Source organism: Alphaproteobacteria bacterium 33-17, from assembly GCA_001897445.1.
Taxonomy (GTDB): Bacteria; Pseudomonadota; Alphaproteobacteria; order Rickettsiales; family 33-17; genus 33-17.
Window position 1 is genome coordinate 64,420 of record MKSX01000016.1, and the last position, 21,997, is coordinate 86,416.

At 33.2% G+C, this 21,997-nt stretch carries 20 protein-coding genes and 1 tRNA gene; 12 read left to right on the top strand and 9 right to left on the bottom strand.

Annotated elements, in window-relative coordinates:
- The first annotated feature begins 185 nt into the window (after window positions 1–185).
- The 3 genes from BGO27_01205 (at window position 186) to BGO27_01215 (ending at window position 1,603) form a co-directional block, all read left to right on the top strand.
- Window positions 186–575: a hypothetical protein gene (locus tag BGO27_01205; protein OJV14088.1), complete on the top strand. Its 390-nt coding sequence runs from the start codon at window positions 186–188 to the stop codon at window positions 573–575.
- Window positions 576–756: 181 nt separating this feature from the next.
- A complete protein-coding gene (locus BGO27_01210; GenBank protein OJV14089.1) occupies window positions 757–1,128 on the top strand; it encodes a hypothetical protein in 372 nt (123 codons plus the stop codon).
- Between the two features lie 88 nt (window positions 1,129–1,216).
- The gene (locus BGO27_01215) at window positions 1,217–1,603 is read left to right on the top strand and encodes a hypothetical protein (GenBank protein ID OJV14090.1); all 387 of its coding nucleotides are present in this window, start codon (window positions 1,217–1,219) and stop codon (window positions 1,601–1,603) included.
- A 32-nt stretch (window positions 1,604–1,635) separates the two neighbouring features.
- Here BGO27_01215 and BGO27_01220 read toward each other — a convergent pair whose 3' ends face one another.
- Window positions 1,636–3,483, bottom strand: coding sequence for a tRNA uridine-5-carboxymethylaminomethyl(34) synthesis enzyme MnmG (locus tag BGO27_01220; protein OJV14091.1), 1,848 nt, complete (start codon window positions 3,481–3,483; stop codon window positions 1,636–1,638).
- Window positions 3,484–3,638: 155 nt separating this feature from the next.
- Between BGO27_01220 and BGO27_01225 the strand changes: the two genes are divergently transcribed.
- Window positions 3,639–4,790, top strand: coding sequence for a hypothetical protein (locus BGO27_01225; GenBank protein OJV14092.1), 1,152 nt, complete (start codon window positions 3,639–3,641; stop codon window positions 4,788–4,790).
- A gap of 138 nt (window positions 4,791–4,928) precedes the next feature.
- Here BGO27_01225 and BGO27_01230 read toward each other — a convergent pair whose 3' ends face one another.
- Window positions 4,929–8,126 carry a hypothetical protein gene (locus BGO27_01230; GenBank protein OJV14093.1) on the bottom strand — a complete coding sequence of 1,066 codons (3,198 nt, stop codon included), beginning with the start codon at window positions 8,124–8,126 and terminating at the stop codon, window positions 4,929–4,931.
- 153 nt (window positions 8,127–8,279) lie between these two features.
- Here BGO27_01230 and BGO27_01235 point away from each other — a divergent pair, with 153 nt between their 5' ends.
- The 6 genes from BGO27_01235 (at window position 8,280) to BGO27_01260 (ending at window position 12,464) form a co-directional block, all read left to right on the top strand.
- Complete coding sequence (locus BGO27_01235) at window positions 8,280–8,705, top strand: hypothetical protein (protein ID OJV14094.1); 426 nt, start codon at window positions 8,280–8,282, stop codon at window positions 8,703–8,705.
- The gene (locus tag BGO27_01240; protein OJV14095.1) at window positions 8,702–9,172 is read left to right on the top strand and encodes a GNAT family N-acetyltransferase; all 471 of its coding nucleotides are present in this window, start codon (window positions 8,702–8,704) and stop codon (window positions 9,170–9,172) included. The genes BGO27_01235 and BGO27_01240 overlap by 4 nt, the downstream gene beginning before the upstream one ends.
- On the top strand, window positions 9,173–9,646 hold the full coding sequence (locus tag BGO27_01245) for a hypothetical protein (protein OJV14096.1): 474 nt from the start codon (window positions 9,173–9,175) through the stop codon (window positions 9,644–9,646).
- A 50-nt stretch (window positions 9,647–9,696) separates the two neighbouring features.
- Window positions 9,697–10,218: a hypothetical protein gene (locus BGO27_01250; GenBank protein ID OJV14097.1), complete on the top strand. Its 522-nt coding sequence runs from the start codon at window positions 9,697–9,699 to the stop codon at window positions 10,216–10,218.
- A 302-nt stretch (window positions 10,219–10,520) separates the two neighbouring features.
- Entirely contained in the window at window positions 10,521–10,727 is a 207-nt protein-coding gene (locus BGO27_01255) for a cold-shock protein (GenBank protein OJV14098.1), read from the top strand.
- A 105-nt stretch (window positions 10,728–10,832) separates the two neighbouring features.
- Window positions 10,833–12,464 (top strand): hypothetical protein, encoded by a 1,632-nt coding sequence (locus BGO27_01260; protein ID OJV14099.1) that lies wholly within the window; start codon window positions 10,833–10,835, stop codon window positions 12,462–12,464.
- A 58-nt stretch (window positions 12,465–12,522) separates the two neighbouring features.
- Here BGO27_01260 and BGO27_01265 read toward each other — a convergent pair whose 3' ends face one another.
- The 7 genes from BGO27_01265 to BGO27_01295 form a co-directional block, all read right to left on the bottom strand.
- On the bottom strand, window positions 12,523–13,125 hold the full coding sequence (locus BGO27_01265; GenBank protein OJV14100.1) for a hypothetical protein: 603 nt from the start codon (window positions 13,123–13,125) through the stop codon (window positions 12,523–12,525).
- Between the two features lie 319 nt (window positions 13,126–13,444).
- Complete coding sequence (locus tag BGO27_01270; protein ID OJV14101.1) at window positions 13,445–13,978, bottom strand: GNAT family N-acetyltransferase; 534 nt, start codon at window positions 13,976–13,978, stop codon at window positions 13,445–13,447.
- 59 nt (window positions 13,979–14,037) lie between these two features.
- Window positions 14,038–14,127, bottom strand: a tRNA-Ser gene (locus BGO27_01275).
- Between the two features lie 113 nt (window positions 14,128–14,240).
- Entirely contained in the window at window positions 14,241–14,816 is a 576-nt protein-coding gene (locus BGO27_01280) for a ribosomal subunit interface protein (protein OJV14102.1), read from the bottom strand.
- A 154-nt stretch (window positions 14,817–14,970) separates the two neighbouring features.
- Window positions 14,971–16,317 (bottom strand): ribosome biogenesis GTPase Der, encoded by a 1,347-nt coding sequence (locus BGO27_01285; protein ID OJV14103.1) that lies wholly within the window; start codon window positions 16,315–16,317, stop codon window positions 14,971–14,973.
- The gene (locus BGO27_01290; GenBank protein OJV14104.1) at window positions 16,317–17,498 is read right to left on the bottom strand and encodes a hypothetical protein; all 1,182 of its coding nucleotides are present in this window, start codon (window positions 17,496–17,498) and stop codon (window positions 16,317–16,319) included. The genes BGO27_01285 and BGO27_01290 overlap by 1 nt, the downstream gene beginning before the upstream one ends.
- Before the next feature lie 4 nt (window positions 17,499–17,502).
- Window positions 17,503–18,180 (bottom strand): hypothetical protein, encoded by a 678-nt coding sequence (locus tag BGO27_01295; GenBank protein ID OJV14105.1) that lies wholly within the window; start codon window positions 18,178–18,180, stop codon window positions 17,503–17,505.
- 159 nt (window positions 18,181–18,339) lie between these two features.
- Here BGO27_01295 and BGO27_01300 point away from each other — a divergent pair, with 159 nt between their 5' ends.
- A complete protein-coding gene (locus tag BGO27_01300; protein ID OJV14106.1) occupies window positions 18,340–19,533 on the top strand; it encodes a hypothetical protein in 1,194 nt (397 codons plus the stop codon).
- Between the two features lie 144 nt (window positions 19,534–19,677).
- Complete coding sequence (locus BGO27_01305; GenBank protein OJV14107.1) at window positions 19,678–21,891, top strand: DNA topoisomerase IV subunit A; 2,214 nt, start codon at window positions 19,678–19,680, stop codon at window positions 21,889–21,891.
- Window positions 21,892–21,997 lie beyond the last annotated feature (106 nt).

Genomic DNA, 21,997 nt, shown 5'->3' on the forward strand with positions numbered 1-21,997 from the left:
TATTTAATCAAATCTGAAATACGTAAAAAATTTTTTTTTAAAAACCTATTGACTAGCTATAAACCTTAGTTTAACGTTTAAATTGTTCCGATGTAAAAATTTATTAATTATCATAGGGAATGTATGATAAATATTAAGTTTTTAGCCGGGAACTAAAGTTTAATTTAATTTAAATGGAGGTTACCATGGGTAATTATCACGTTAGAGTTATGTATCCTGATGATACATCTTCAAAAAATGGTTCTGAATTAATTACAATTACAGATTCTGCAAATCATGTTTTAAATATTCACCAAACAAGTGAGCATACAGCTTCTAAAAACAACTTTGTTGGTAACATTGATCCTGATTACCGTGGACATTATTTTGATGTTGCAAAAATGATTTCAAATGGTCAGACAAATAATCCATTTAGTTTTTATGATAATGACAAGCAAGGGTACTTTGTTGTAGGTTATGACAAAGACTTTGATACAGTTCATATTGACAATATCAAAAGCTTAATATTGGGTCCATCAGGTGGATACGATGCTGATTTACATGCATATGTTTATGAAGATGATTATTCTTTCTAAGTAAGCTGTTACAGTAAATTTAATAATAAAAAAGGTCTCAAATTTTTTTGAGACCTTTTTTATTTGCCTGAAATATATATCTTTTTATAATAACTTGTGTCGCAAATTAATTGAATGCTAGTATTGGTACTATATTTAAGCTAATATTAATATATTAACTTAAAATTTGAGGTGTGTTAATATGAAGAAGTTTCACGTTGAAATTATAGAAAAATTAAATTCAAATGGTTCTGTTAATGAAACCGTTTTAGTGGAAGATTCTAAAGGTTATCATCTTACAGGTGGTCAGGTATCTGCGGATTATGCTAAAAATCACAATTTTATTGGGGTAGAGAAGACTGATATAATGTCTGTTATATCTTCAGGTAAATATGGTAATGAATTTAGCTATCAAGATTATTATTCAAAGGAATTTTACCATATTAAATGTGATCAGGGATTTGATAGATCGCATTTGAAAGACTTAGATAGCTATAAGCAAGTTTCAGATGAACACATGGATTTTAATGATAACGGTATTTCACATGTTATCGAAATAGATTACTATTCATAATATATTAATAAAATATAAATAAAAATTGACATCTTAATGAATATTTAGTATAATATGTTTGTATTAAATATTTATTAAGGTAAAATTTATGGGAAAATACATAGTTGACACTTCTTTTGAATTTTCTATTTCAACTGGTTCGATGTTAAAAGGGTACGAAACTATTATAGATTCAACAAATAAGAAGTTATCTATATATACAGTAAGAGAAGATTTTGCAAAAACTCATAACTATCAAGGAGTTTTAATAGATGAATATAAAATTCTAAAAGATACTTATTGTAAAGTTCAAGATTCATTTTCTGAATATGATAATTATTTAGATGTTTATATATATAATCAATTTGATAAAGGTTTTGATGTAAGTCATTTAGCATACCTGGATGACGATAATTATTTAACAGCATGTAATTTCAATGAAAGAATTGTTAATGACGTATATTATGTAACAATTCACGGAGAATACGTATTCTAAATAAATACGAGGGGCGTGAAAACGCCCCTTTTTTATCCTTTTGTCCTTAAATATACAATAACAGCTGTAAGCGCAGCAGGTGTAATGCCCGGAATTTTTCGTGCTGAAGCAATATTATGAGGCTTATTAAAGTTAAGCTTTTCAACTACTTCTGTAGATAAGCCTTTAATTTTTTTATAATCAAGATCATTCGGAAGCTGCATAGCTTCCTCTTCTAGGTATAGTTTTATATCAGCATTTTGCCTTGCTAAATATGGCTTATACATTTGGTCGATTTTAAGCTGTTCAGCTGTATTTTTGTCAATTTGGCTAAGTTCTTCTGACCATATGGACTGAACCTGCTCAAACGTAATTTTAGGATTACAAAGTAAATCAAGTGCTGATCGTCTTACCCCGTCTTTATTAAGCTGAATGCCAAAAGCCTCTAATTTATTGGGGGTAATATTAAGACCTTCCAAAATCTCCTTAGCCTTACTTATTCTGTCCATTTTTTCTGTATAACGTTTAACACGCTGTTCGCATGCTGATCCTATTGCAATAGCCTTAGGTGTAAGTCTTTGGTCTGCGTTATCTGCACGCATAGAAAGCCTAAACTCAGACCTAGAGGTAAACATTCTGTAAGGTTCTGGCGCGCCATAAGAAATAAGATCATCAATCATAACACCAATATAAGCCTCACTGCGGCTTAGGATAAATTCCTGATTTTTAAGCTTAAGTGCAGCGTTAATTCCTGCAACAATACCTTGTCCACCAGCTTCTTCATAGCCTGTTGTGCCGTTAATTTGTCCTGCAAAATATAAGTTTTTTACCTTTTTTGTTTCAAGTGTAGGGTATAGTTCTCTTGGGTCTACGTAGTCATACTCAATCGCATAACCAGGGCGAAGTACTTTTGCATTTTCTAAGCCTTTGATATTCTTAATAAAATCAAGCTGTACGTTTTCTGGAAGAGAGGTTGATATACCATTAGGGTAAACTGTTGTATCATCAAGCCCTTCAGGTTCTAAAAATATCTGGTGGCGCTCTTTATCCGCAAAGCGCATGATTTTATCTTCAATAGATGGGCAATAGCGTGGCCCCCGAGATTTTATATTGCCGCTGTACATAGCAGATAAATGCACGTTATCCTGAATAATAGAGTGAACATCCTGATTTGTGTGGGTTATATAACAATCAATTTGCGGTACTGTAATTTCGTCATTTAAATAAGAAAATGGCACAGGTATTTCGTCGCCCGGCTGTTTTTCTAAAATTTCCCACTTTATAGTGCTTCCATCAATTCTGGCAGGAGTTCCGGTTTTTAGGCGGCCTGTCATAAATTCAAGCCTTTTCAGGGTTTTAGAAAGACCTATAGATGGTTTTTCGTCTACTCTACCGGCAGGAATCTGAGTCTGGCCAATATGAATTATTCCGTCTAAGAATGTGCCTGTAGTTAAAATAACTGAGTTCGAGTGAATTATACTGCCATCTGCTAGTACCACGCCTTTAGCCAGATTATTTTCAACAATAATATCTTCGACCGGTTTATATATAATTTCTAGGTTTTCCTGATTATTTAAGATATTAGATACTGCTATTTTATAAAGCTTACGGTCTGCCTGAGCACGGGGTCCCATAACAGCAGGTCCTTTTGTAGAGTTTAGCATTTTATAGTGAATGCCAGCCTGATCAATCGCCATACCCATAAGTCCACCAAGAGCGTCAATTTCTCTAACGATTGTGCCTTTGCCAATTCCGCCAATAGCAGGATTACATGACATTTCGCCAAGGTTTTCTGGCTTGATAGTGATTAAGGCTGTTTTTGCACCAAGCCTTGCTGAAATAAAAGCTGCTTCTGCACCTGCATGACCTGCGCCAATAACAATAACATCGAAATTTTGCATAATGTTGAATTATAAGTGATATATTAAAAATTTAATAGGCTTATACCACTTTTTAATACATTGATCAATAGTCATGTTGAGTATTTAAATAAACAGTTAAATATAATAGCTTTTAGTGGATTTTATTTTTTAAACTTTAACCATAGGTAATTTTAATGTCAAAACATGAAAAAATAATAATTAAACAGGCAGGCGCACTTGAACTTGAATTCAAGTCATGCATTAATACCAAAAACCAAAAAGAATATTTAATGCCTGATTGTACGCCATTAGTTGAGGAATGGAAAAAATCAGAGAGATATTTTGAGATAAAGCAAGATCCGGAAGGAAAATCTGAGCATCCTGGCTCTAGAGTAAATGATGTATTTAACGTACAGCTTAATAAATTTGATGATGGACTAGATGTTGTAAGACACATAGGATTTCAAACAGTTAATCCTAATAATTTATATAAGTTAAAATCGGGGCAGCATGCGGGTAAATATATGCCAGCAAACGTTTTTGAAATGAATGAGCGTAAGTATATTGTAAATCAGTCTCCATTTTACGTTGATAATTATTATCGCATGATAATTGAAGAAAACATAAAAATGATTGTTTCGCTTGCTCGTCCAGGTGTAGATGTTATTAATTATTATAGAGAAGGCTTCATATTAGGTATCCATTCGCTTGAGCTGAATGAAGTTTTAGAGGTAGATGACTATAAAGTTGAATGTGTAGAAATAATAGACCAAAAGCTCTCGGATAAAAATACAGTACATGTTAAATCGATTAAATTATCAAGTGATGCTGAAATTAGGTATGTAACGTTTATCGACTGTAGAGACTGGGCAGATATTGGTTCTATGAATGTTAGCGGTTTAGTAGGGCTTGCTAATTTAATGGATAGCATTGTTCATAAAATTAATCCAGATAATCCAAGGGAAGTAAGAGGTGCTTTTAACTGCGCATATGGTTTTGGCAGAGCGCCAACAGCACTGCTTCTTTGGGAATTTAAAGATGCCATAAGAAATGCTATTGCTTTAAAACACAATGTAAGCCCAAAGGGTCTGAATATCATGGATTACCCTGAAGATGTAATGATGATTGATATAGACTTTAACTCATTCATAAGCTATATGTGCGCAAATATAATGGGCGGTGCTTCTATGGTTCACAGAGAACAAATGCAAGAATATTTAAAGGAATTAAAAAATCAGGCTAAAGCTGTTTTAGAAGACAAGTTACACAATCCCAATCTAGATGCTAGAACTAGGCAAGAAACAAGAGAATTTCTAAATAGTTTTGCTCAATATCAGATTCAATAGTAAAAAAAGACCATGGAAGATAGAATGTTCCATGGTCTAAAATATGCAGCAAAAAATATAATAGTCGTACACTCAGATTTTTTTACGGGGCATTGTTTTCAGCGTTGTTGTTGAAAACAATGCCCTTTTTTAACTAATTTATACTGTTTTTTGCTTATTTTGCTGAGGTTGATTTACAACTTCTTTCCAAATTCTTGGAGCAAAATTATCACATACAGTCTGAGCCACTTTGTTAGTAAATTTAGGTGTTGGACTGTTGCTTTTTATAGTTTTGCTAGTTACAAAATTGATTGCAAGATCTATTACAAGATTTAAGCAAACTTTAACAAGCCTTGAACATTGGATATTGTTAATTAGTAAAGCTGTCCCAACATACGATGCTGCATAAATAGCTGTAGATAATAATGAAACCCCAAGTTTTTTTGTAGGCGCAGGTGGGTTTAGTTTATCATCTGCTGGAGCAGGGTCTGTTTTAGACGCATCTTGTCCAGAGTTGTTAGTTTTTGCTTTGCTTGGATCAGGTTGTGCAGTGCCAGCAGCAGGATCAGCCTTCGGTGCTGGTGCAGCAGGGGCAGCTTGTGTGCCATTAGCAGGATTAGCTTCAGGCTGTGCAGCTTCTGGTGCAGCAGGTTGTGCTGGATCTACATCTTTTTTATCTTCTACTTTAGTGTCTGTAATTGTAGATGATTTAGTATCAATAGCAGGATCAGCCTTTGGTGCTGGTGCAGTAGGATCTGCTTGTGTACCATTTGCAGGATTAGCTTCAGGCTTTGCAGCTTCTGGTGCGGCAGGTTGTGCTGGATCTACATCTTTTTTATCTTCTACTTTAGTGTCTGTAGTTGTAGATGATTTAGGATCAATAGCAGGATCAGCCTTCGGTGCTGGTGCTGAAGGCGCAGGTTGTGTGCCATTAGCAGGATTAGCTTCAGGCTGTGCAGCTTCTGCTGCAGCAGGTTGTGCTGGATCTACGTCTTTTTTATCTTCTACTTTAGGATCAGCAGCAGGAGCTGGTTGTGGTGCAGCTTTTGGCTCTTCGGCTTTAGGTTCAATTGTAGGCTTCATTTCGTCAATAAATTCTTGAATCTCTTTAAATTCGATAGAAGAATCTTTATTCAGAAAATCTTTTTTATGCTTATCAGATGATAAAAGTGCTTTTTGAGCATTTCTAAAAGTTGACTGACTTTCTGCAATACAATCTGCTTGATTTTCATCTATACCCATTGCAGCTTTTAAAGCTGTTACATAATCTGCATTAGTTGTATATCCGGCAAAATTTTCTTGTTTAATTTTTTCAAGCATTTTTGTTAGAAACTGAATTGCCATAGGACCGCATTCGTCCTGATTATCACCTTGCGCTCTGAATAAATCATTAAAAACTAAATTATAATTATCTTTAAATTCACTTCTGTTTAGGTATCCGGCAATTGCAGGTAAACGATTACTTTCATCGCCAATTATTGAGGTAGCAGAATCAAAATAGTATAGCTTTAGATCAGAATTTCTTTTATCTAAAATAAGACTTTGGTAATGTGATTCAGCAAATAGTACTATTGCATTAATTTGATTTGGTGCTGATTTAACAAGACTAATAAAATCAGCTGCTTTGTCATCATCTTCTGCTCTATAGGAAAGGAAATGAAATTGGATATTTGAATGGTCTTTTGCCATAGCTTGTAATAAAGCTGCACATTGATCAGGTTTATATGCTTCTTGTTCAATTTGACCTGCAATATCATTAAGATACTTTGGATTTTCATCAGTATTAGGGAATATTACACTTAAGTGTATATTACATCCGAAGTTTCCATCTCCATAAACTCTTACTTTACTCATTTTTTTGTCTCCGTTTTGTTGTTGTGCTTTAGGTTGCTGCTGAGGAATGTTTACATTATTTTCCTCATTTGGTATACGGGTATTTATAACTAATCCCGGTATATCTATATTATTTTTTGCTAAATCAGCTTTTAATTTTGTTATATATTCATTTCGTCTTTGAATAATTATGCTTGCGTCATAATTTTCGATACGTTTCATTTCGCCATTAATCTCAACATAAGGCTTATCCAGCGATGGTTTTTGCGTACCGTCTTCATTATAAAGCGCACTCAGCCACTTTGTACGTAACGCCTCTTGATGAGCAGGATCGATAGGGTAGTGGGTATAAACGTGAACTTTTTCATTACCATAGCTGATATCACACTGATGTTCTTTAACATCTTGTCTAATTAAAGCTAATGGATAATCTGCATTATTTGATGCAGGAGTAAAAAAAGGGTTTTCGTAAACTATAGATATTTCTTTTTTATTAATTCCTGTTGATGAATTCTTAATAAGGTCTAATTTATAAACTGCTTTAATCCAGGATAATTTAATAACGTCAAAAGTTACTTCTTTGTTTTCATATCTAATATCTTGATTGTAATTTTTATGATATTCCATTAAATTCACCACTTCGGTTCCAGCAGGTGGTCGAATGTCTAATATATAACCTTCTAATGCATAATAGTTTGCACGCAGCAAATCTATTGTAGTAGAAGTTGCATGACAGGCGTCGCCACCTTGAAACTTGCTATTTGATAAATTTGAAGTGTAGTAATAACAAAACACTTCTTTTCCAATGTGATCTTGATAAGTAGTTGGACTTTTTAGTCCTCTGTAAAAAACTTCATTCCCAGTTGTTTTGTGAGTTCTAATTCCAACATTTAATCTATATTCCTGGGCATATAACTTATGTAAATTGTATTTAATATTATTACTAATTATGTTATATGATAATTTTTCTAAAGGTTTGTTTTTTAAAATAAATCCAACAGTTGCATTACTAGATATATTTCTTAAAATTGAGAGATATTTTCTAATTTGATTAAATTTAGCCTCATCAAGAACCTCGGGTAATTTTATAATATTTTTATAAGCTTCTTTATGCTCATTTTGTGTTGAGGTTTCTGAATAAATAATCCTAAGCTGATCTTTTAAAATATTTAAGCTATTATCTGTAAATATGCAGGGTTCGTTTTTCACTAGATCATCTAAAGATTTAAGTTCCTCAAGTAAAGATAATTTTAAGCCCAATGTTACAAGGTGATTAGAATGTTTTTTTAGACATTCTAAAATATCATCAAAATTTACATTAGATTTATCATTTGTAGAGTTAATATATTTAGAGATTAGGGAATCATGAATACCACAATAATAATACAAGATATTAGCCATGCAGCTTACGAAATATTCCTTTGATGATACTCTGTAATGTGTGCCATCAGTATCTAGCTTTGTATTTAGTATATCAGAAATTATATCAGCAAATATTTCTAAGTGTGTTAAGTTATCTTTCATATGTTCATGACATTAAAATTTAATTTATGGCGATTATACTAAAAAAAAGTTAAAATGTCAAGGCAAATTAACTTTTGGGTATTTTTTGCTGTTTAAAAGTGAAAAATTTGCTATATAGTTATAAAACTAAGATAACTTATATTACTTAAAAATATGAAATTTGAGATAAATAACAGCCACTTAGGGGTTTATGGGGTTATTCTAAATGAGGATAAAACCAAAATCCTTGTAATTGAAAAAGCTATAGGTTTTTATAAAGGTTTATATGATTTACCAGGTGGTACTCCTGAATTTGAGGAAAGTTTAGAGGAAACTTTGATAAGAGAAATTCTGGAAGAAACTGGTATGGAGGTTACAAATTCTAAGCAGCTTGGTGCTTATTTGAATATATTTAACGTAAATAATACTAAATATAGACATACTGCTATATTATACAATGTTAGCGCCAGAGGAAATCATAAAACAGATCCTGATGGTCAAGATTCAAACGGGTCAATTTGGCTAGATATTGATACTGCATTATCAGATAAATCTACTGAATTTGTAAAAATTGGACTTAGAGCAACATTAAACATATGATAACTATAGAATTATTAAAAAACAGGCTTGATAGCTTACCAAGGCTTTGTGAGATATGGCATACGGAGCTTGGAAGTACATGGGCACCAGATACGCCGATAGAAGATATAATAGAAAGATTCAAAACCCACTTAAATGACGATCAAATACCCTTAACGTATGTAGCTTTTGATAATAATATACCTATTGGGATGTGTAGTTTAAGGGAAAAAGATGGAACACTACGTCAAGACCTAAGCCCGTGCCTAGGGTCACTGGTTGTAGACAAACAATATCAGGGCAAAGGTATTGGTAAAATGCTTATGGAAAAAGTCATTAATAAAGCAAAATCAATGAATTATAAAACTTTATATCTTTTTGCTATAGGTGAAGGAAAATATAAGTATTATGAAAATAGTGGCTGGGAATCAGTTTGCGATGATGAGTTTAAAAATATCCCCGTGAAAGTAATGAAAATGGATCTGTAAATGTATAAAAAGATTATTGATAGCCCAGTAGGCAAAATATTAGCGATTTCTAATGGCAAGGAAATTACGGCAATTTATACAGAAAATCATAAGTATTTTATAGAAATAAATGATAACCATACCTTAGAAGTATTTGATTTGCTTGAAGCAGAATTAAATAGTTATTTTAAAGGTGAGCTAAATAATTTTACGGTTCCTCTTATAATGCAAGGTACTGAATTTCAAAAAAAAATATGGAAAAAACTATGTGAAATATCGCATGGTAAGGTCTTGTCTTATTTAGATATAGCGAAAAAAATTGGTAATATAAAAGCTGTGAGGGCGGTTGCAAACGCAATTGCCAAAAACCCGATTTCTATAATAGTGCCATGCCACAGAGTTATTGGAAGTAATGGTAAACTAACCGGATATGCTGGTGGTATTAATGCAAAAGAATACTTATTAGAACTAGAAAGCAGAATTACCTGTATTTAAAATATTAAATGCTATACCATTAAATTTACAAAGTAAATTTGGGGGTAGGCATGCTAAAATATTCTATATTATTATCATCTTTTTTAATTGCATCAAATGCTAATGCTTATGAAGTAGTAAAGCCTGAATTTGATGACAGAAAATGGGTTCTGGGTTTTACGTTGGATGCAGAAGCAGCAAAAAATGGTAAGATTGGTGCGGAGCAGTATGTTTTAGAAACTGAAACTATGCAAAACTGGTCTGAACTTGTTACAGTTAACTCGATGCCTGGCTTAAATATTTTGCAGCCATATAATTTTGAGCAGAGTAGCAAAAAAGAAATTGGCAAGATATGTAAGAAAATAGAGTGGTTTAGCACTCCTGAAGTTACAGGGCAAAAAGATCGCACATGGTCTTATAATATGAGTGAGTGCGGTAACTTGCCAAGTCAGTCAGAAATTGTAAGAGCATTTTCTACTGACGCGGGGTTTTATGTACTGCATTACTCAACAAGAAACCTGCCAATAAGTCCTGAAAATAAAGAAAAATGGACACAGGTTCTTCAAAAAACTACAGTAGAAAAAATTTATTAAGATATTTTTATTAAGTCACTGAATAGTTTGCATTATTGCAAATATTATAAACTGGCTTGGGTTTCGTGAGTCTTAATATATTGACAAAACCGATAATACCAGCTATGTTCATAATCGCATGTGCTTTCTAGCTAAATATTTTTCTACGCCTAGTGCTTTTAAACTAAATAACCTAGAAGCGCCGCTAAGGGTGCCGGGTGTTTCGGTTGTATAATTCAGATCATAGGGCTCTTATTACAAACGCTTGCAATTAATTTTGTAAGTAAAAACAATGATTTATTTATACTAAAGGAGAATGCCCCATGGCAATTGGAACAGTTAAGTGGTTCAACCCAACAAAAGGTTTTGGTTTTATTTGCCCAGAAGAAAAAGGTAGCGATGTATTCGTACACATTAGCGCCGTAGAAAAAGCAGGAATGAAAAATCTTGCTGAAGGTCAACGTATCAGCTATGAACTCGTTGAAAGCAGAGGCAGAGCGTCTGCAGACAATTTAGCGGTTGTTGATTAATATTAAAGCTTTAGATTAAGCGCGATATTTAATTATATTTTTTAACGTACGCGAGGCAAATTTTGCATTCTATGCCTAGGTTGCTTTGCTATTATTAGGTTTATTATGCAAAATTTTCTTTCTTTCGGCTTGCCGGAACAATTAGTTATTTCTTTAACACATCTCAAATTTGAAACGCCAACCCCAATTCAGCATCAGGTTATTCCTGACGCGATGAAAGGTAGTGATATTCTAGGTTCAGCGCAAACCGGTACTGGTAAAACTGGTGCATTCGGTATACCGCTTGTTTCTAAACTTCTAAACGACGAGTACGCAAACGCACTAGTTATGACTCCTACACGTGAGCTTGCTGTGCAGGTACTTAAAACTTTAGACAGTTTCCTTGGTGGTAGACGCAGTAAAATAAAAACAGCCTTATTGATTGGTGGTGAGCCAATTGGTAAGCAGTTTGGTCAACTTAAATCCAGACCACGTTTAATCGTTGGTACACCTGGAAGAATCAATGATCATATCGATCGTGGTAGCCTTATTCTTAACAATACTAACTTTTTAGTACTTGATGAAACAGACCGTATGCTTGACATGGGTTTTGTACCGCAAATCGATAGAATCGTAAGTTTCTTACCAGCAGAAAGACAAACATTATTATTCTCAGCGACTCTTCCTAAGAATATTGTTGAAATGTCTAAAAAATATTTAAAAAATCCAGTGAGAGTATCAGTAGGTGAAGATTCACTTCCTGCTGCTAATTTATCTCAAGAAATTATTTATTTATCAGAAGATGCTAAATATGATGAATTCATAAATCAGCTTAATAATCGTGATGGTTCAGTGATAGTATTCGTAAAAACAAAAGTTAACGCTGATAAAATGGCTAAACGTTTACGTACAGAAGGCTATACAGCAGAGGCTATTCATGGTGATTTGCACCATGGTAAACGTGAAAGAGTAGTAAATGCTTTCCGTAGCACAAAATTCCGTATTTTAGTTGCAACAGATATTGCTGCACGTGGACTTGATATTTCGCATGTTAAGCATGTAGTGAATTATGATCTTCCACAATGTCCTGAAGACTTTATTCATCGTATTGGACGTACAGCAAGAGCTGGTGCAGATGGTGAAGCAGTATGTTTCGTAACTCCAGAAGACAGAAGCAAATGGTTTGCTATTAAAAGAATTATGAATTTTGACGGTGCAAAAGAAATTGGTAACCCAATTTTTGCACAAAAAGATCAGAAGAAAAGGGGCGGCTTTGGTGGCGGCAGAAGACGTAGCGGCGATAAACCAAGAGGCAGCTTCGGCTTTGGTGGCAACCGTGAAGATCGTCCATCTAGAGGTGACTTTAGCTTTGGCAATAAAAAAGAAGGTAGAGGTTCTGATAGAAATTCTTCATTCGGATTTGGTGGCAAAAAAGAGGGTAGAAGCTCTGAAGGCAGAGACGGTGCATTTGGTTTTGGTGATAAAAAACCTGCAGGACGTGGTGATGCTAATCGTGGCGGCAGACGTAGTGAAGGCGGTCGTAGTGAGTTTGGTGGTCGTAGCGATGGTAACCGTAATGGTGGCGGTCGTAACGAGTTTGGTCGTGGTGAAGGCGGACGTAATTCGTCAGGTCGTGATGGCGCTCGTAATGGTAACCGCAATGACAGAGGTCGCAGTGATGGCGGTGCAGCAAGACGCGGTGGTAACTCTGGTGGTGCTCAGCAAAAACAAGGCAAACGTAAAGTAGTGTTCTTCTAGAACTATTTGCTTAAATAAGATGGAAAAGGGGTGTAAGTTACGCCCCTTTTTTTATATATTAAGCAATAGAAAATCCTTTGTTTTTAGTTGCTGCAGAGCTAATTTGGTCTTGTAATTCTTTCACTTTATCATTCCAATATTTACCACCAAAATCTTTTAGAGTTTTATCTAAATATGATTTTGCAAGTTCAGAGGTTTTGTCGAAATTGAGAGAGAATAATGCCTGCGTATAATAAATTTTACCCTGAGTATGTGGATGAACATTTATAATATCTTTTAAAGCGTGTCCTAAATGGCTTCTTGCTGTTTCAATATGTTTGCGGTTATCGGGGTTTTTAATTGCAAGTTCAGTGTATGCCCTTGCTTTAATATAATATGCTTCTTTGTAGTATGATTCTTTATCTAAATTATGATCCCTATGCAAATTTGGATCATTTTCTACTGAAATTGCAATCGTTAAAGATTCATGATATTTAGCAATTTCAAGATAGCAATTGGCAATAATTATTGATGTTCCTAATCTTTCTTGTGTAGTTAAATTTTGATTGGTACGACGATATTCCGTTAGTATATATATAGCTGTGTCAAATTGATTATTAAGAACATAATTTGAAACTTCTTGGTAAAATTCTTTTTTAGCATCAAGATCTTGTAATTGCATAATCTACTCTTATAAAGGTTATAAATAATGTATAGCAACTAAAAGTTATAGAGTCTAGATTATATAATATTTTATGTTGATTATATATGTGTCATTTCCTCGCTAACCTAGGTTTACTAGGTTTCACTCGTTATTCCTATATCTAATCTAACCTAAAATACTATATGTAGATGTATGTTGATTATATATGCGTCATTTCCTCGCTCTCTAAAGTTTACTAGGCTTCACTCGTTATTTCTAAATTTATCCTAAAATACTATAAAAGAATAAACACCAGCGCGTTTTTCTCAATATAGGAAGCATATTAAAAAAACTTCATCTATAGTTTAATTCTATAAAGCACATGCTTTGATAATTTATGGTCAATAGGAAGGAGCGGGTGGTTAAAATCTGCAGCTGCATCATAAACCATGCCAATCCTTTCCATAACTTTCCTTGAATTTATATTATCTGGTACTGTAAAGGCTACAATTTCTTTTAAATTTAGCTGATTGAATCCAAATTCTAAACACGCTTTTGCGCCTTCTGAAGCATAACCTTTGCCCCAAAATTGTGAGCCTAATCGCCATGCGATTTCCACGCACGGAGTAAAGGTAGCTTTAAAAATGGGCTGAGATAATCCAATAAAACCTATTAGCTCATTAGTTTCTTTTAATTCTGCGGCAAATAAAGAGTAACCACGTGAATTAATTGCATTGTTATGAACTTCTAGAAATTTCTTAGCTTCTTCTTCATTCATAGAACCACGAAGGAATTCAATTACCTTTGGATCTTGATTCATTAGCGCAAATGGTTTTATATCTTCATCTTTCCATTTTCTAAGAATCAGGCGATCAGTTTGTATAATAATCATAAGTTTTACCTAAAATATTAAGTTTAGGTGATGAAAGGAAAATGTGTGAAAGTGATAAGTGGCGGAGGGAGTGGGATTCGAACCCACGGTACGTTTGACCGTACGCCGGTTTTCAAGACCGGTGCCTTAAACCACTCGGCCATCCCTCCGTAAAAGTATTCTATTTGATATCATACGTAATAAGTTTTGGCAAGTGGTAAAAGTGGATTTTTAAGCAAAAAATACTGTTTTTTATATATTTACCTAAAAATCCACTTATTATTTAATGATTTTCGGGATCTACCCAGGATATGTTACCATCTTTGCGGTGATAAATAAAATTAATGCGGTCATTTGCTTTATTTATAAATACCATAGCTGGAAGGTCTGCAAGATCCATAAGCATCACTGCTTCAGCAACTGTTAAATGCTGTATGATTGTTGCTTTTTCAGCTATTACCAATGGGTGTTCGGTTTCTTCCTGAGGTCTCTCGATAGTATATTTTGTACCGCCTAATTTTCTAATTTCAGTACTATCTAAATCTGTAAGAGATTTTTTATGATGATTTTTGATTTTATCTTTATATTTACGTAATTGTTTTTCAATTTTAATTAAAGCTTGATCAAAAGCGGTATAGGCATCATCTGACTCGCTTTCGCCTTTGATTACTAAATGCTGTTTTGTACCTTCATTAACTAATATATTGCAATGAAAATTATGATTGTGTTTCACAAAGTGTACTTCGCTACTTACAGCTTTTTCGAAAAATTTATGAACGCTTTTTTGAAGTCTTTCCTCAACATGCGTCCTTAATGAGTCACCTAAGTCTATGTGTTGTCCTGAAATATTAATATGCATGTCTTCCTCCTTTTCTAAACTATACCCCATATATAAGTTGTAATAGGGGTTTAAGTTTTTTCAAGTAAATTATGCAGATACATGAAATTAAAATGATATTATATCTTAATCATCTTAAAACGTAATATAAAGCTACAATGGTTGCAGCTTTATATTACTTATCACTTGCGTAAGGATTGTCTGTTTTTCTAAACATAAACCTGATAGGTGTATGCGGTAGGTTAAAGCATTCTCTTAAAGATTTAACCATATATCTTTGATAGTCTTCCTTAATATCTTCGGGATGGTTTGTGAATAGTAAAAATATAGGGGGCCTTGTGTTAATTTGCCTAATATACTTAATTTTTACCCTGCGTCCACTTTTTGCAAGAGGAAGCGGATGCTCTTGCGTTACAAATTCAAGCCATTCATTGAGGGTGCGTTTGTTAAGTTCCTGATTCCACTCTTTATAAACTTTTAAAGCTTCTTCAATTGGTGAAAAAATACTAATGCGGTTTTGTGCCGATAAAAACGCCATAGGGGCAAACTCAAGAAATCTTGCATTATAATTCAGCTTATCTCGCATCGCTCTTTTAACTTTCTCTTGTGCTTTTTTATCATCACATTTATTGAAAGCTAATACTAAACACCTTCCTTCACGGATAACTTTCTCAGCAATTTCAATATCTTGTGATTCAAGCGCATTCTCAACGTCCATAAGCAGAACTACAGCATGAGCAAAGTCAATTGCCCTCATACTGTCACTTACAGCCATTTTCTCAAGATCAAGGCTAATAACTGCCTTCTTGCGAACACCTGCTGTATCGTAAAGTTTAATCTTATTACCCTTATATTCCCAGTCAATACTGATTGAATCACGGGTAATTCCTGGTTCTGGTCCTGTAAGTAATCTGTCTGAATTTGTTAAGCTGTTAATATAAGTAGATTTCCCTGCATTAGGTCTTCCAACAATAGCTATTTTAATGACTTCTTCTTTTTCAACTTGTTCTTCACGTTGCTCAGCTTTCTGATGGTAAGGATCCAGCGCTTCGTAAAGGTCAATCATGCCTTCACCGTGCGCACCTGAAATTACAACCATTTCATTAAAGCCTAATCTATAGAAATCAGGTATGTTTTCTCTGGCTTTTTTATTTTCGGCTTTGTTTATAACAAGTATTACAGGTTTGTTTTTTCTATGTAACCAGCGAGTAAAATGCTCATCTTCTGCTAAAACTCCGCTTGCAGCATCAACCATAAACAGGCATACGTCAGCTTGGTCTATGGCATATTCCGACATTTTTGTCATACGAGCGGCAAGCGAGTTTTTCTCACTATCATCAAGACCTGCAGTATCAAATACTACAAATTCCATAGGGCCAATGTTACCATTGCCTTGTTTCCAGTCACGGGTTACACCCGGAGTATCTTCAACAATAGCTAATTTTTTGCCGCATAACCTATTGAATAACGTTGATTTACCAACGTTAGGACGCCCTATAAGGGCAACTTTCATCTTAGACATTATTTTTTATTAATTATCAGTAATTTGTTTTTTGTACGCAGTATGATTTTATTATCAAGTACCTTTACATCCAGGACTTCCTGCTTTAAATCTACAATCACATTGCTTTTATCATAAGAAGGAGTAGTAGTCAAATTTATAGTGATAATCTTGCCTTTAGATGTAAATAATAAAGCCTTGCCGTTATGTACGTAGGTAAACCTTAATTTTTCTGACTTAGGCATATTTAGCTGAGTTTTAAAGCTTTTTCCAGTAGCCTGATCTATAATAAGTATATTACCGCTTGAGCCATTTGCTATTAAGTAACCTGCTACAGATGCAGCGCTAATCAGCTCACGTGCAGGGTTTCTGAATTTTTCTACACCGGTTGTAAGGTCAATACCAAAAATACCTGTAGCATAATTTGCAAAGACTAATGTAGAACCAAATGTTTGAGGTCCAAAGGATAGGTTGTAAAAGCTTTGACCTAAGCTGTCAAATTTATGAGCTGAGTTATATTCCCATAATAAATTTCTGGTTTTAACGTCAATTGCTCTTACAACTCCGTCTTTTGAGCTGAAAAATGCCATATTATTCATATGAGAAATGGTACTCTGGCTTTTAGCTACAATATCGGACGCAATGTCTTCAAATAACAATGTAAAAATTCCGTCATTGTTAAAGCACTTCAGGTTTAATGAAATATCTTGAAAGCACTTTGTATTATGATCGATTTTAACAATATCTGATTTTACAGGTACTTCAGTATATATAACTTTAGAAGTGTGATTATATAGGTTAAAGGCAATAATATTAATGCTATCGCTTATTATTATTTCTTCGTCATCAGCATAAATTATTCGGTCAACTTTTGTATTATTAGGAATTCGGAAAATTTGCTTACTTTCGCCGTTTTTTACATCTAATTTGACAAAATTTTTGCCATTTAAATAATAGGCATAATGATTGTTAAAATATATGTGTTTAGCACTTGTAGCAAGTTTTAGTGAAGTAATATTGCCAAGATCTAAAGTAGGAATATTTGCTAAGATTAATTCATTATTTATCAAGTTCTCATCGGAAAAAGCGCTTATTCTATTACCCTCAATTTTCTTTGAATGAGCGCCAAACCAGTCTAATTCTGCAAAAGTTTCGCAGGATGCTAAAGATAAACACAATGGTAATAATAGTAGCTTTTTCATTTAATTACTTCTTTTTTCTGACTTGAATTAATTTTTTATAGGAATCAATGCGCTGTTCTATAGAAGGAAGAACTGTAACATTTGTAAAGTTATCTTCTATTTTTTTAAGAGCATCATCATATTTTTTCATGTTAATGTCGTGTATAATTTCTTTTTCTTTTGCAAGTAAATGCAGTATTTTATAATTACCAGGAACTTCATTTAAATTAATTTCAACAAGCTCTTTAATTAGCTGATTCTGTGATTTTTTTAGCTTTTCAATATCTTGTTCTGTAAATTGCTCTAATCGGTGATTTTTAACAAAGCTTGCAATATCGCCTGTGGAATTATTATTTTGAGCAAGTTCATCTAGTATATTGTTAGCTTCGGTAATTTTATTTTCTTGGTAAAGTTCGATAGCATGCATTAATTTATCATTATCTGCCTGATACTCCTGATTTTTTTTGCTATCCCAATATAGTTTTGCTGCGACTAATATTAGAATTAATGCAAATATACCAAGGGCTTTTGGTGTGTTTTTGATAATCATTGTATGAAGTTTTTCTTGTTTTACATCACTTTGAAGTTCTTTAATTAACTGATCTTCTGTTTGATTTTCGTTTTGCATAGCCTTAATCATTTGAAATTTAAAAACAAAATTCATATTAGAAATTTTTTTAAAAAAGCAAAGCATTATTATCATTCTATGTAAAATATTATTAAAACCCCGCTGTTTTTATTAAAAAAATATAAATAAAGAGTATATTTGTTTACCTTTTCTATAAAATTAATTTATAATTGTATGTAGGGGCTGTGTAATTTACAGTCTGTTATTAACTAACTGCAAAACGGGAGGCGTATTATGTCTCGTAATAGCAATAAGAATAAACAAGATTTCATAACATTTAAGGATCTTGAAACGAAAAAAACTATTAATTTAAAAACAGTCATTAGCCATACTGTAGCTGATGGGCAAATTAAAATATGTGAGGATGATAAAGATATTCCAAACATTTATATTTTAAACTGTAGAAATCCAAGATACATATTCGTGGACTATATAGTTTCTAAAAACAGAAATAAAACGCATGTAACTTTAGTTACAAATACTGATGATAAAGAACATCTGGTTTATACGCTAAAAAAACTTGACCAAAAAGCTGTATCGCCAATGGATTACTATTTGCAAGATAAAACACGATATTCAGTTAAACTTCAAAATACTGATGTAAGTAATGAATTAACAGAGATAATATCATTGATGTTGTATCTTGATACTGAAGTTGATAGAAAAGATTTCTTCTATACATTGGATGCGACGCATATACCGCGTTTCCATTTCAATAAGTCACTTGCTGATACTAAGTTAAATCCTAAGTTAGATGAATACTTAGCGGATAAGCAAATTATGCAATATAACTTTGGTAATTGTTTAAAGCGTTCAGAGCTACAAATACCATGTAGTGAAATGTTTAAATATTTAGTAAGTCATAAAATTGATATGAGCAAATTTCATGAAATTTCAGCTAGCATGACTAAAAATTATATATTAGATATTTTAGAGTCGAGCATGAGCGCAAAATATTATGAATCTCTCATAGAGCATATTGATAGTTTTTATAAAACTGCAAGTAAAGTAGACAAACATATAGATAAAAGAATTCTCAAAACTTATGGTTTTACATCTGCATATAATTTTAATTCAATCATTGTTGAAATTAAAAACAGTATTGGTATTCAATATAATAAATGTTTAGATTTTAGTACTCAAATCCAGATTGAGAAATATATTATTGAAGATAATTCGGAAAACTTACTAAGATGCTTAAAAAGTAATCCTGAATTCAGTCAGAAGCCTTTTAATTGGTGTTTTGATGGTAATGACATGCTAATACTTGATAATATTTCTATGAGTATAACTGAATATATAAGGCAGTATCATCCTCAGAGAAATCAATTATTAAGCGATTTAATAAAGTATCTTGATTCTGATTACAGGTCTAGGGAAGATAGTAATAGATTAAATATTGAATTAAAAGATCGTAAAATAGCTTAAATAGCCTAACCGATATATGCAAAAATATCATTTAAATACAAAATTATATTTTTGCATATACTCTTTTTTATAATTTTATTGATTTTTATGTGTAATAAAGGCTATCTTCTATGTTGGATTAAAACATAAAAGGGCTTTTCAGACTTGGAAAAAAATAAAATAATTACACAAGATTTTAATGATGTATTAGGTGAACGTTATTTATCTTATGCGCTTTCTACCATTATGTCACGTTCTCTTCCTGATGTACGCGATGGTCTTAAGCCAGTTCATAGAAGGCTTTTGTACGCCATGCTGGAGTTAAAGCTTGACCCTAAATCAGGCTATAAAAAATGCGCCCGCGTAGTAGGTGACGTAATCGGTAAATTTCACCCACACGGTGATCAGTCTGTTTATGATGCTTTAGTAAGACTTGCCCAGTCTTTTAGCTTACGATATCCACTTATTGAAGGTCAGGGCAACTTTGGATCAATTGACGGTGATAATGCGGCGGCAATGCGTTATACTGAGTCACGCCTTACAGATATTGCAATGCACCTTATGCAGGATATATCAGAAAATACTGTAGAATTTAGACCAACATATGACTCATCAGAAGATGAGCCTGTTGTAATGCCTGCAAATTTCCCAAATTTACTTGCAAATGGAAGTGAAGGAATTGCAGTTGGTATGGCAACTAGTGTGCCTCCGCATAATTTAGAAGAAATTTGTAACGCTATTTTAGCCCTTATTGAAAATCCTAAAATATCAGATAGTGAAATAGCATCGTATATTAAAGGTCCGGATTTTCCTACTGGCGGTATTGTTATTGATACAGCAGAAAATATCCGCAGCATTTATGAAACAGGTAGAGGATCGCTAAGAGTTAGAGCAAGGTGGCATAAACAAACATTAGCTCATGGTCTTTATCAAATTGTAATTACTGAAATTCCTTATCAGGTTCAAAAATCAAAGCTGATTGAAAAACTAGCCGACTTACTAAGAGATAAAAAATTAGTACTTATCAACAACATACGTGATGAATCAGCCGAAGATATAAGGATTGTTATAGAGCCAAAAAATCGCTCTGTAGAAGCAGAAACCATTATGGAATCACTGTTTAAGTCAACTGATCTTGAGGTACGCTTTAACTATAATATGAACGTACTCGATGCTAATTTAGTTCCAGGACTTATGGGCGTTAAAGGATTGGTTGGATCATTCTTATTACACCGAGTTGAAGTAGTTACAAAGCGTTCGCAATTTCGCCTTGATAAAATAAATAACAGGCTTCATATACTTGATGCGTTAATGATAGCTTATTTAAATATAGATGAAGTCATTAGAATTATCAGAGAAGAAGATGAGCCAAAAGCTATAATGATGAAAAAATGGCACCTATCTGATATTCAGTGCGAAGCCATTTTAAACATGAGATTAAGATCCCTTCGTAAACTTGAAGAAGTTGAAATCAAAAAAGAGCAAGATAGTTTATCAAAAGATAAGGCGATTTTAGAAAAGATTTTAGGTAGCGAAAAAGAATTACTTAAAGTTATCAAAAAAGAAATTACTGAGCTTAAAACTAAATTTGGCGAAAGTTCTGCAATAGGCAAACGCCGTACAGATATTATTTATGGCGAAATTTCCCATACTGAAATCGATATTAATGCATTTATTGAAAAAGAACCACTAACGGTTATTATCAGTAAAATGGGCTGGATAAGGTCGGTTAAAGGCTTTGATGCAGATTCAAGCGAGTTTAAATTCAAAGATGGCGACGATCTTCTATTCCATTTTAATGCCTATACTACTGATAAAATTATTATGGCATCTAATAAAGGTAGATTCTTTACAATTCTTGCTGACCGCGTTCCAAAAGGTAAAGGTTTTGGTGAGCCAATCAGGGTTTATATTGATTTAGAAGCTGATAACCAAATTATGTATGCGCAGGCACTTGATCCAATGGCTAAATTATTACTAGTTGCTGATAATGCTAAAGGTTTTATAGTTCCAGAGGAATCGCTCGTTGCCCAAACAAAAACTGGTAAACAGGTATTTGATACAGGTGCGAATAACCTAATTAAAATTATTAATATTACTCATGATAGTATTGCAGTCATAGGTCAGAACCGCAAAATGTTGGTTTTCCCTATAGAGCAAATTCCTGCTATGAAAAAAGGCCAGGGCGTTAGCTTACAAAAATATAAAGATGGAACAATATCGGATATTATCAACTTTAATTTAGCCGATGGTCTTTCATGGAAGTTTAAGTCACGTAATTATCATGAAAAGGATTTATTACCATGGCAGGGTAACCGTGCAGGAAGCGGACGTATCGCCCCTACAGGATTCCCTATGGATAATAAGTTTACCATGTAGTTTTTATTGGTAACTTAAATCCATTAATAATCTGAGATTTCTGTTTTCTGTGTAATTTGTAAGTTATGATTATCATGATTTGAAATAAGATCTATAGAATGTTAAG

Bases quoted from the DNA above. Each gene is read 5' to 3' on its own strand.
- BGO27_01255 (OJV14098.1), top strand. From the start codon at position 10,521: ATGGCAATTGGAACAGTTAAGTGGTTCAACCCAACAAAAGGTTTTGGT.
- BGO27_01210 (OJV14089.1), top strand. From the start codon at position 757: ATGAAGAAGTTTCACGTTGAAATTATAGAAAAATTAAATTCAAATGGT.
- BGO27_01205 (OJV14088.1), top strand. From the start codon at position 186: ATGGGTAATTATCACGTTAGAGTTATGTATCCTGATGATACATCTTCA.
- BGO27_01220 (OJV14091.1), bottom strand. From the start codon at position 3,483: ATGCAAAATTTCGATGTTATTGTTATTGGCGCAGGTCATGCAGGTGCA.
- BGO27_01285 (OJV14103.1), bottom strand. From the start codon at position 16,317: ATGTCTAAGATGAAAGTTGCCCTTATAGGGCGTCCTAACGTTGGTAAA.
- BGO27_01290 (OJV14104.1), bottom strand. From the start codon at position 17,498: ATGAAAAAGCTACTATTATTACCATTGTGTTTATCTTTAGCATCCTGC.
- BGO27_01295 (OJV14105.1), bottom strand. From the start codon at position 18,180: ATGATAATAATGCTTTGCTTTTTTAAAAAAATTTCTAATATGAATTTT.
- BGO27_01230 (OJV14093.1), bottom strand. From the start codon at position 8,126: ATGAAAGATAACTTAACACACTTAGAAATATTTGCTGATATAATTTCT.
- BGO27_01245 (OJV14096.1), top strand. From the start codon at position 9,173: ATGTATAAAAAGATTATTGATAGCCCAGTAGGCAAAATATTAGCGATT.
- BGO27_01250 (OJV14097.1), top strand. From the start codon at position 9,697: ATGCTAAAATATTCTATATTATTATCATCTTTTTTAATTGCATCAAAT.
- BGO27_01300 (OJV14106.1), top strand. From the start codon at position 18,340: ATGTCTCGTAATAGCAATAAGAATAAACAAGATTTCATAACATTTAAG.
- BGO27_01260 (OJV14099.1), top strand. From the start codon at position 10,833: ATGCAAAATTTTCTTTCTTTCGGCTTGCCGGAACAATTAGTTATTTCT.
- BGO27_01225 (OJV14092.1), top strand. From the start codon at position 3,639: ATGTCAAAACATGAAAAAATAATAATTAAACAGGCAGGCGCACTTGAA.
- BGO27_01280 (OJV14102.1), bottom strand. From the start codon at position 14,816: ATGCATATTAATATTTCAGGACAACACATAGACTTAGGTGACTCATTA.
- BGO27_01235 (OJV14094.1), top strand. From the start codon at position 8,280: ATGAAATTTGAGATAAATAACAGCCACTTAGGGGTTTATGGGGTTATT.
- BGO27_01240 (OJV14095.1), top strand. From the start codon at position 8,702: ATGATAACTATAGAATTATTAAAAAACAGGCTTGATAGCTTACCAAGG.
- BGO27_01265 (OJV14100.1), bottom strand. From the start codon at position 13,125: ATGCAATTACAAGATCTTGATGCTAAAAAAGAATTTTACCAAGAAGTT.
- BGO27_01215 (OJV14090.1), top strand. From the start codon at position 1,217: ATGGGAAAATACATAGTTGACACTTCTTTTGAATTTTCTATTTCAACT.
- BGO27_01270 (OJV14101.1), bottom strand. From the start codon at position 13,978: ATGATTATTATACAAACTGATCGCCTGATTCTTAGAAAATGGAAAGAT.